Source organism: Flavobacterium sp., from assembly GCF_023151265.1.
Lineage (GTDB): Bacteria > Bacteroidota > Bacteroidia > Flavobacteriales > Flavobacteriaceae > Flavobacterium.
Genome location: NZ_JAKLJH010000007.1, coordinates 22,727 through 32,183 on the forward strand (window position 1 = coordinate 22,727; position 9,457 = coordinate 32,183).

Annotated in this window: 12 protein-coding genes and 1 pseudogene; 4 read left to right on the forward strand and 9 right to left on the reverse strand. The window is 30.8% G+C overall.

Going from position 1 to position 9,457, the window contains the following annotated elements; genetic code table 11:
- The first annotated feature begins 19 nt into the window (after positions 1-19).
- The gene (gene hisF / locus L6Q46_RS01360) at positions 20-775 is read left to right on the forward strand and encodes an imidazole glycerol phosphate synthase subunit HisF (RefSeq protein WP_291282776.1); all 756 of its coding nucleotides are present in this window, start codon (positions 20-22) and stop codon (positions 773-775) included.
- Positions 776-851: 76 nt separating this feature from the next.
- A complete protein-coding gene (gene hisIE / locus L6Q46_RS01365; protein WP_291282777.1) occupies positions 852-1,451 on the forward strand; it encodes a bifunctional phosphoribosyl-AMP cyclohydrolase/phosphoribosyl-ATP diphosphatase HisIE in 600 nt (199 codons plus the stop codon).
- 5 nt (positions 1,452-1,456) lie between these two features.
- Here the strand turns inward: hisIE and L6Q46_RS01370 are convergent, their stop codons facing one another.
- From L6Q46_RS01370 to L6Q46_RS01385, 4 genes are all read right to left on the reverse strand, one after another.
- Complete coding sequence (locus L6Q46_RS01370; protein ID WP_291282778.1) at positions 1,457-1,861, reverse strand: hypothetical protein; 405 nt, start codon at positions 1,859-1,861, stop codon at positions 1,457-1,459.
- Positions 1,862-1,871: 10 nt separating this feature from the next.
- On the reverse strand, positions 1,872-2,249 hold the full coding sequence (locus tag L6Q46_RS01375; RefSeq protein ID WP_291282779.1) for a hypothetical protein: 378 nt from the start codon (positions 2,247-2,249) through the stop codon (positions 1,872-1,874).
- 115 nt (positions 2,250-2,364) lie between these two features.
- Positions 2,365-3,861, reverse strand: coding sequence for a hypothetical protein (locus tag L6Q46_RS01380; protein ID WP_291282780.1), 1,497 nt, complete (start codon positions 3,859-3,861; stop codon positions 2,365-2,367).
- A gap of 38 nt (positions 3,862-3,899) precedes the next feature.
- Positions 3,900-4,637 carry a hypothetical protein gene (locus tag L6Q46_RS01385; protein WP_291282781.1) on the reverse strand — a complete coding sequence of 246 codons (738 nt, stop codon included), beginning with the start codon at positions 4,635-4,637 and terminating at the stop codon, positions 3,900-3,902.
- A gap of 87 nt (positions 4,638-4,724) precedes the next feature.
- Between L6Q46_RS01385 and L6Q46_RS01390 the strand changes: the two genes are divergently transcribed.
- Together L6Q46_RS01390 and L6Q46_RS01395 are read left to right on the forward strand one after the other, a co-directional pair.
- A complete protein-coding gene (locus L6Q46_RS01390; RefSeq protein WP_133606912.1) occupies positions 4,725-5,114 on the forward strand; it encodes a hotdog domain-containing protein in 390 nt (129 codons plus the stop codon).
- Between the two features lie 70 nt (positions 5,115-5,184).
- On the forward strand, positions 5,185-5,850 hold the full coding sequence (locus tag L6Q46_RS01395) for a DUF2461 domain-containing protein (RefSeq protein ID WP_291282782.1): 666 nt from the start codon (positions 5,185-5,187) through the stop codon (positions 5,848-5,850).
- Here the strand turns inward: L6Q46_RS01395 and L6Q46_RS01400 are convergent.
- The 5 genes and pseudogenes from L6Q46_RS01400 to L6Q46_RS01420 all read right to left on the reverse strand — a co-directional run.
- Positions 5,847-6,233 carry a glyoxalase gene (locus tag L6Q46_RS01400; protein WP_291282783.1) on the reverse strand — a complete coding sequence of 129 codons (387 nt, stop codon included), beginning with the start codon at positions 6,231-6,233 and terminating at the stop codon, positions 5,847-5,849. The genes L6Q46_RS01395 and L6Q46_RS01400 overlap by 4 nt on opposite strands.
- An 89-nt stretch (positions 6,234-6,322) precedes the next feature.
- Positions 6,323-7,573, reverse strand: a complete 1,251-nt coding sequence (locus L6Q46_RS01405; RefSeq protein WP_291282784.1) for an OmpA family protein — start codon at positions 7,571-7,573, stop codon at positions 6,323-6,325.
- Positions 7,574-7,655: 82 nt separating this feature from the next.
- Entirely contained in the window at positions 7,656-8,894 is a 1,239-nt protein-coding gene (locus L6Q46_RS01410; RefSeq protein WP_291282785.1) for a mechanosensitive ion channel family protein, read from the reverse strand.
- Positions 8,894-9,172, reverse strand: coding sequence for a DUF3817 domain-containing protein (locus L6Q46_RS01415; RefSeq protein WP_111565888.1), 279 nt, complete (start codon positions 9,170-9,172; stop codon positions 8,894-8,896). The genes L6Q46_RS01410 and L6Q46_RS01415 overlap by 1 nt, the downstream gene beginning before the upstream one ends.
- Positions 9,169-9,457, reverse strand: a pseudogene (locus L6Q46_RS01420) (short-chain dehydrogenase); the annotation flags it as partial. The gene L6Q46_RS01415 and the pseudogene L6Q46_RS01420, both read right to left, overlap by 4 nt.

Here is a 9,457-nt window from a genome sequence, read left to right on the forward strand (position 1 = left end):
CAGGTTTAAACCAAAACAAATGCTTACAAAAAGAATCATTCCCTGCTTAGATATCAAAAACGGTCGAACCGTAAAAGGTGTCAACTTTGTGGATTTAAAAGATGCTGGAGATCCAGTGGAATTAGCGAAGAAATACGCTGAAACCGGTGCAGATGAACTTGTTTTTCTTGATATTTCCGCAACAGAAGAACGTCGTGCGACATTAATCGATTTGGTCCGAAAAGTAGCAGCAGCCATTAATATTCCGTTTACTGTTGGTGGTGGTATTTCTTCCGTTGCTGATGTAGATGTTTTGCTGCGCAATGGTGCGGATAAAATTTCGATTAATTCATCAGCAGTTAATAACCCAGATTTAATCAATAAAATTGCAGCAAAATATGGAAGTCAATGCGTTGTTGTAGCTATTGATGCCAAACAAATTAATGGTAATTGGATAGTGCATTTAGTTGGCGGAAAAGTACCTACGGAATTGAATTTATTCGATTGGGCAAAAGAAGTCGAGCAACGAGGAGCAGGCGAAATTTTATTTACCTCAATGAATAATGACGGCACCAAAAATGGTTTTGCTAATGAAGCCTTAGCCAAGTTATCCAAAATCGTAAATATTCCTATCATAGCTTCTGGTGGTGCGGGAACTAGGGAACATTTCGCTGAAACCTTTATCAACGGAAAAGCAGATGCCGCTTTAGCCGCCAGTGTTTTTCACTATCAAGAAATCGAAATCCCGGAATTAAAAAAATATCTAAAAGGAAAAGAAATTAGCATCAGATTATAGAAATAAGAATTAATTAAAAATATAACTTAGTGAAACTTCGTACTTAACTTAGTGGAACTTTGTGTAAAAAAATAACATGAAAGTAAACTTCAACAAAACACCAGACAACCTAATCCCAGCTATCATTCAAGACAACGAAACGAAAAATGTTTTAATGTTGGGCTACATGAATCAAGAAGCTTTGGACCAAACATTAGCAACTAAAAAAGTAACCTTCTTCAGTCGTACTAAAAACAGATTATGGACAAAAGGTGAGGAGAGTGGCAACTTCTTAGAACTAATTTCTATTAAAGAAGATTGCGATAACGATACGCTTTTAGTAAAAGTAAAACCTGTTGGTCCAACTTGTCACACAGGTTTAGATACATGTTGGCAAGAAACTAATAATCAAGAATTTGGATTTTTATCAAAATTAGAAAATACCATTGAAAAACGCAAAAAAAATACAAACGCTGAAAAGAGTTACGTAGCTTCATTATTTGCAAAAGGAATTAATAAAATTGCTCAGAAAGTAGGTGAAGAAGCGGTTGAAGTAGTTATTGAAGCTAAAGACTACAACGATGATTTATTCTTATCTGAAAGCGCCGATTTATTATTTCACTATTTGATTTTATTGCAAGCGAAAGGTTTTCAATTGAACGATGTTGTGGAGGTTTTGAAGGGAAGGGAAAAGTAGTGTCTTTATATTTTGGTTAATAGCCAAATTCCTTGAGAAGCAATTTCATCATTATTCTCAGTCATAATATACCAGTTTCCATAAATTGAATTATTATTTTCATCTAAAATGCCTTCATGTTCAATTTCTAAAGTCTTATTTTCATATGTAATAATAGAAGAATAATCATCAGAAATTATAGGATATTTTTGATATTGTTTCATAAAAGATATAAAACCATCCTCAACAAAACCCTTTATTGTAGCGTTTAATTTTGTTGAAAATACAGAATCATCTTCTTCAATTTTTCCTGTAAAAGAACCATTGATATCAGTTATTAAAGCTTTAATATTTACACGTTGTCCAAAATAGGGTAGATCGTAACCGCTACCATATCCATAAAAGCCATGCCAATTGCCAGTTAGATTCATCTGCTATTGTTTATATTTCGAATGTTTTATTAATTAGTTTTTCAATAGCAAAAAAAGAGATAAATGATAATACTAAAATAAAAAAATGTCTGAATCCTCCTTCATCAAATGGAGATGGAAAATAATTAGTAATTATTAATCCCAAAAAAGAAATTATTAACGCATTAAAGAATCCAAGTATTGTAAAAATAATTTTTTTGTTTTTTGACATAAATAAAAAAAACAAAATATTTAATAAAACAATAGATTCAAACCTTTTAAAATAACCATTATCTTTTCCGGCATGATAAGAAATATCAGTTTTTATTTTATAGTTTAAAAAAACTACTATAATTATTGAAATTACTATAAAAACTGAAAACATTATTTTTCTATCAAAAAACTTCAAAGCTAAATCATTTTAATTCCTCAAATATATCCAAATTTCTCCAAAAATTCTTACTTAAAATAAAAATTCAAGATGAAATTTCACACAAAAAAATAAAACCAAAAGAATAAAATGCTTAATCTAATGCTTCAATTTGCTTTAAGTGTTGTTCTACTTGGTATTTATTAAAATTATCCCAAGTAGGTGGAGTAGTTGTTTTTTGTCCCCACATAGCATCTATACAAGTGTTGTTTTCCTTGTATTTGTCATGTAATATGGCTAGAATTTTAAAGAAAAATTCATCGAGTTGTTCTATTGCTTTCAGCTCCGTTTGTAAATTATTACTTTCATCAGTGGTATCAAAAAGTTGTAATACCTCTAAAATTGCTTGCTTTTCTTCGTCATTAATTTTGGTTTCAAAACCATGTTTCAAGGATTTAAAAACTAAATTATTCCAAACCACACTATCGTGTCCCCAAGGAACATCTGGAAGATGCAATGAGTGCTCGCAAATCAAGACAATTGCTAATAATACATCGTTTAAATAACTAGATGGGAATTCGTCAAAACTTCTAAATTCAAATCCACTTTGATACATCTTTTCCAGATTAAAATCAAGACCAATATCTTGTAATAAGGCATAATCTAGCGTAGATTCTATTTGATCGCGCCACCAAATATTTTCTTCTTTAGTAAATTTTAAAAGTTTTCTAAACTCATCAACTTTGTAGGTTAGAATTTTACCTTTCGCCATCACTTTGTTAAATGTACCAACTCCTGTGTATCGCGACATCGCATTTCTCATTGAACCACCTGCGAATTTTTCATTCAAATGATACTTTTTGCTAATAACCGCCATTATATCAGGACTGCCTAATGTAGCAATAAAAAAAGGTTCAAACCATTGTAGTAAATAGATAGCGTTAATGTGAATTGCTTCAAAACTTGAATAATCTATAATTCTACTATTTTGGGTAAGCGTTGGCAGTGTAAGATGAAAATGATAGGTTCCGTTATTAAACAGCACAAGGTTTTCTTGGTTCGACATAAACCTATTGATTCCCATGTTATATTTAGGAAAACTTAATTTTTCAGCAAGAACACCTGATTCATTAATCTTGTCGATGAATAATTGTTTTGTTGCTTTAAGTTCTTCACACGAATCCGTTATGGTTCTATTTTCAAAATATTTTGTTACAAATTCAATCGAATCGCCATCAAAATTCACAGATCCCATAGGATTGTTTTTTTGAGTCAACATGCTCTGAATGTTATACGGCTGGCTTTCTAAAAAAACTTCAACTATTGATTTTCCTTGATATTCAGGATTATCAACTAAAGGTTTTGTATTGGGTAATGTTTTATGTTGAAAGTTAAGATCTAATTTATCAAGAGAATGACTGTTCATCATTCTACTTACTTTGTAATTTTTATTTTTATCAAAAGCTGTTTCCAAAACAGTGGATAAAGTTCCTTCTTTATAACAAGTTCTATAATCAATACTATAGCGTTCGCAACCCATTTTTTCTTGAATAAATGATCCTGAAACGATGCTCGATTCTTCAAATTGCATATAAGTTTCATTTTCTAATCCTATTCCCCAGTAATACGTTTTTTTCTGATTTGATTTCATTTATTTAAAATGGCTTGGTAACGTAATTAATATTAATTTTATTCATGATAATAGAAAACATGAGACGAATAACGTTCATGATTCCACCAATCTTTTCTTGCTTTTGAAAAGTAGTTGTAATTTAATTTTCCAGCTTGTGATTGTAGGGGATAAACGACTTTGCCATTTTCTCGATAAGCTTTTCTTTTACCGGTTTCTGGAACAATTGGTACGATATGTCCAGAAAGACCAACAATTTTTCGCTTGGCACAAATGATTCCAATACCTCCTTCAGTATTCACTTTTTCTTGAATTTCATCAAGATTTGTCATTTTTTTCCAACCAAAACTTGGACCCCATTTTGGAAACCAATCATGAATGGCGCTAGAGTAGATAGGCAGTACCGTTTCATTAAAAACAGGAACTACATCTTCTCCGTTTTGCAACTTTGCAATGGATTCATCTGTCCACCAAACGGTTGGCAAATAAACCTGAGAAAAATAACAAAAATCAAAGGAATATACGTTACAATAAGTGTCTTCAATAGTTCGTTGATACCTCTCACTCTTAGAGACATCTAATTTATCTATAAGTTTACGAATACTTTCGCGTTTGGTAGTTGCATCCGTTAAGTCCCTAAAAGGGATACTTGAATCACTCATTGGATGAAATTTTGCTAAAGCAGTATCTAATCGCGAGTCGGGATGTTCTAATAAAATTGCCCCTTTTATAAGTTCATCAGATTTAGCATCTTTGACAAACGTTATTGTGTTGGTTTCTTTACTTTTTTTATCCATTTTACCAATATTTCAGTCAACAGCTAAATGTGAACAAATATACCTAACTTTTACTAAAAATTCCTATCTTTAAAATAAAAATTGAAGATGCGATTTCATACCAGAAAATGGGTAAAACCCGAAGATTTGAATGCCAACGGAACGTTATTCGGAGGTAAATTATTGGCTTGGATAGACGAAGAAGCTGCTTTGTATTCTATTGTACAATTAGAAAACCCGAAAGTAGTCACCAAGTTTATGAGTGAAATTAATTTTATGAGTGCTGCCAAACAAGGCGATATTGTTGAGATTGGTTTAGATGTGGCACATTTTGGAAAATCATCATTAGTTTTAAAATGTGAAGTTCGTAACATGATGACACGCGAAAAAATCATTACCATTGATAACATCACGATGGTGAATTTAGGTGAAGATGGAAAACCAAAACCACATGGTAAAACTCAAATCGAATTTATTGAAGACAGATTGAAAAAATAATTGTTATTGAAACATATAGGCACAATAGGTTTATTTGATCTATGTGTCTATGTGTTTAAAAATTAAAAATATGCTACAAAAATCAACCTTAGAATTTCTAATACAACTTAAAGAAAACAACGACCGCGATTGGTTTGCGGCAAATAAAAAAGCTTTTGAAACCGAACAAAAGTTAGCCAAATCATTTTTTACATCGGTAGGTGAGCAGTTGGGTAAAATTGATAGTATAGAACGTGTTCAAATTTTTAGAATTTATCGTGATGTGCGTTTTTCGAAGGATAAATCACCATACAAAAATCATTTTAGCGTTGGGTTCACCCGAACAAAACCAATGCTTCGTGGCGGTTATTATTTGCATATTGAACCTGGAGGAAGTTTTGTAGGTGGCGGCTTTTGGGAACCTAATGCAGCTGATTTGCATCGAATTCGTAAAGAATTTGAAATGGATGATGAAGAAATTAGAACGATTGTTGCTGATGCAACTTTCAAAAAATTCTTTGGCGAATTAAAAGGTGAGGAGTTAAAAACGGCACCAAAAGGTTTCGATAAAACACATCCAGCCATTGATTTGATTCGTAAAAAACAATATTTATTAACTCGAAGTTTTTCAGACAAAGAAGTATTAGCTCCTAATTTTCAAGAAGAAGTTTTAGCTACTTTTCAAGCGATGCGAACTTTCTTCGACTACATGAGCGAAGTTTTGAGTACGGATTTGAATGGGGAATCGATTTATTAAATAATCTGAATTTGGCTTTTTAAACGTTCAATTAATAAATTCATCATGCGTTTGTTTAAGTTGGATGAATTTTGAATGTATTCTTTGTATTCGGAAACGGTAAACATTCCGAAAACAATTCCTTTTAATGAATTTCGGAACTTAATATCGCGTTGAATAGCGTTTTCAATGTAATTTTCTTTTTTTTCTGGAGAAAGTGAGAAAAATACCCCTTTTTGTTTGACAGCGTAATTTCTAAAAACTTCTATAAACAATTCATTTTGGAATTTCAAAATAGGTCGCAATGTCTGATTTTGAAACTTTTCTTCGGAACTTGATTGTTCGGTAATTGTACCAATACTAGCACCTCTAATTTCTAAAAGCGATTCGTCTTTCGTTTTCATGATAAAGTGAATTTGTTTGAATTAAAGTTAAAAAAAATAACCTCCAATTTCTTGAAGGTTATTTTAAGTTATTAAGAATCAGTTGTTAATTACTTCAACTTGAAAATTACTTTTCTTACTAATCTTCTTGCATCTGCAGAAGAAGCATCAACTGAAGTATCTTCACCTTGACCTGTTACATTTAATCTTGAAGCATTGATTCCTGCTTTTACAATTACATCTTTAACAAAGTTAGCTCTTGAAGCAGATAGTGTTTTGTTGTATTCTGAATTTCCAATTTCATCAGCAAAACCAACGATTTCAACATTTGAATTTGGATTAGATTTTAAATATTGAGTTACAAAATTAATAGCACTATAAGAATCAGCTGTTGGTTTAACAGAATTGAAGTCAAAGAAAACAGTAATATAACCACCGTTAATCATATCTTCAATAGATTGTCCTTCAGTAGAAGTAACTTTGGTTTTGTTATCAACATAAGCTTCTACTTTGTCATCAACTCCATTTTTGTTAGTATCTAAAGTTTTTCCTTTTGTATCAACCAAAACATTTTGAGCTGAATTCTTTTCTTCATCTAAATAATCAGCAACACCATCTTTATCGGTATCTAAAAGTTTCGTTTCTAATTCAGCAACTCTTCTTTCTAATTCGTCTAATTTAGAGTTTGAAGTAACCCAATCTGCATGTTTTCCGTGTTTTCCTAAATAAATAGATAATCCAAGACTTGCATTATATAATGTACTATTAAAACCTCTATCAGAAGCAACTGCAGGATCTTGAACACCATCAAATGTATATTCTTGATTAATGTTATTAATCATAGAGAAATCAGCATTTAAAGCTACTCTATTAGATAATTTGAATTGTGCTGTTAATCCTAATATAAAATTAGTCATATCATCGTTTCCATCGAATTTATCATTTGTCATAAATGAAAATCCAACACCAGAATGTGCTTGTAAATTGATGGTATTCGTCCAATCTTCAAAATTTAAAACTCTACCTAAATTTACAACACCTTGAAGACTTGTTCTGTAATATTTACCTTCAAATTCAAAGCTTTCAGAGTCATTTTTAAATGAATCAAGACCAAAATCTAATTTTAAACCAAATTTATTGTTTAACATGTAACGAACACCTAAGTCGCCATGAATAAAGTTAGTATTACTTGAATAGTAATTTGTTGAAAATGGAGCGGTAGGTTTGCTAAGTCCAGCATTAACATCTACTGACCATTTATTAAATTCAGTTGAAGTAGTTTCTTTTTGAATTTTAGTTTCTTGAGCATTAATCTCTGTTACGGCTACTAATAACGCAGCTATAAAAATAATTTTCTTCATTTTATGATTAATTTGGGCAGCAAAAATAGTCTTTTATGTATTATTTTACAATTTCTGTAAGATAAGTTTTTTTAAAATTCTTTTATTTATTTTTTTGATTTGTTATTGATTCAAAAATTTCTAGGTCAAAATGAGTAACTGAAGCCATAATATGATCAAAAATATCGGCCATAATATGTTCGTAATTTAACCAAGTTTTATCTTTGGAAAAACAGTAGATTTCTAATGGAATTCCTTTTTCAGTAGGTTGTAAATGACGCACCATCAATTGCATATCTTTATTAATTCCAGGATGCGATAAAATGTATTGATTTATATATTTTCGGAACAAACCTAAATTAGTTAAGTTTCTACCGTTTACAATTATAGATTTATCAATTCCGTTATTTGAATTATATTTATCAATATCCGCTTGACGGTGTTCGATATAAGAAGTTAAATGCTGAATTTTCTTGAATTTTTCCAACTCATCTGATTGAATAAATCGCACCGAATTGGCTTTAATCAATACATGACGCTTGATTCTTCTTCCATCAGAATCTAACATTCCTCTCCAGTTTTTAAAACTATCCGATATTAAGCTATACGTTGGAATCGTAGTCGTTGTATTATCAAAATTTCGAACTTTTACCGTTGCTAAATTAATTTCGATAACATCGCCATCGGCACCAAATTTTTCCATCGTAATCCAGTCACCAATTCGAACCATATCATTTACCGAAACAGAAATACTGGCTACAAAACCTAAAATAGTATCTCTAAATATTAAGATGATAATGGCAGAAATTGATCCGAAAGTCGTTAATAGAGTAGTTTTACTTACATCGAAAAGAATTAACACGAAAGAAATAATTCCAAACAACCACAAAAACAACATGATTACTTGAATGTAACTGTCAATTGGCTTATCGCTAAAACGTGGTTTTTGTTTTAAATAATCTCTAAGCGAATTAAAAATACTTCGGGTAATCCAAAGCGATAATATAATAATGTAAATTTTAACTCCTTTTTCAAAAATATATTCCCAATAAGTGAAATTCTTCAGAATTACCGGAACTGTTTTGTAAATGAATAATAAAGGAACTAAATGTGCTAAATACTTAGCCGTTTTATTAGCCACAAGAAAATCATCAAAAGAAGATTTTGTTTTAGCAGCTACAATTGCCAAGAAAATAATGAAAAGTTTCTTGAAAAGATAATCTAAAATATAGGCAACAACAACAAGAACCACAATATTGATGGCAAGATTCAAGTAAGAAGCTAGCGCATCACTAAAGTCGAAACTTTTAAAAATATCGTATGCCCAATTAAAGATTTTCATTATGTATTTTGAAGATATTTTTTCTCAATATAAAACGTTCCAAAAGGAAAAATAGAAGCCAAACAAACAATAGCGAATGTTTTAGCATCCCATTTTTGTTGGTTTTTAATTAAAATTGCAAAAGCAATATACAACATAAAAAGAACTCCATGAGCCATTCCAATGTTTTTTACATAAATAGGATCATTAGCAATATATTTCATAGGCATTGCAAAAAAGTACAAAGCCAGCGTTGAAATTCCTTCTAATAAAGCAATAGAGCGAAAAGATTTTATCATGATAAAGCAGAATAAATTACAAATCCATAAATAGCAAAACGAAAGAAACGAAGTAAACCAAACAAGAAGAAATGTCTTCTCGAATAGTTAATCATTCCGGCAGCCAAACAAGCAATTGCAAAAGGTAATGGTAATAATGCTCCCACAGCAATTAAAAAACCACCCCATTTTTGCATATTAATAATATGTTTCGACATTTTACCATATAAACGTTTATTAACTGATGGAATTGCAACAATAGCCATTCCCATAAAATAAGCAATTACACCGCCTAAATAGGACAAA